Here is a 528-nt window from a genome sequence, read left to right on the forward strand (position 1 = left end):
GCGGGTCCGGGCGGCGCGGGAACGGCTCACGGCGTCCCTGGCCCGTACCGTACGGGGCTCCGCGGAACCGGTGTCGCTGCTGGAACTGGGCTGTGCGCGCGGTGCGAGCGCGATCGCCCTGGACCTCGCCGGGGCACTGGGGGCAAAGGGGCCGGTGGCCGTCGTCGACGGTCTGCCCGGTCCGCAGCTCTCCGGGCGCCGCCCGAAGCCGGGAGACCCCACCGTGGTCGGCTCCTCGGACGCCGCGGCCGTGACGCCCGGGGAGCTCCGGGTGGGTGTCGGCTCGGTGGCACCCGGCACCGCGTGGACCGACCTGCGGCACCTCGGCACCCGGACCGTGCTCGTCGTGCGGGCCGGGCACGGCAGCGCCGCGTGGCTGCACACCGTGGCGCGGCAGCTCGCGGACCAGCGCATCACGGTGATCGGCGTGGTGCTGATCGACCCCGATCCGCGTGACCGGACCGACGGCACGCTGTGGGACGGGCCGTGCACCGCGCCGCGCGACCGCGGCGAGCGGCCGGCCCGGCG

1 pseudogene is annotated in these 528 nt (G+C 78.2%); it reads left to right on the forward strand.

Annotated elements, in window-relative coordinates:
- Positions 1-528, forward strand: a pseudogene (locus tag B7767_RS41040) (polysaccharide biosynthesis protein); the annotation flags it as partial.

The sequence above is a fragment of the Streptomyces sp. 13-12-16 genome (assembly GCF_002114215.1).
In the GTDB taxonomy this organism is placed as follows: domain Bacteria; phylum Actinomycetota; class Actinomycetes; order Streptomycetales; family Streptomycetaceae; genus Streptomyces.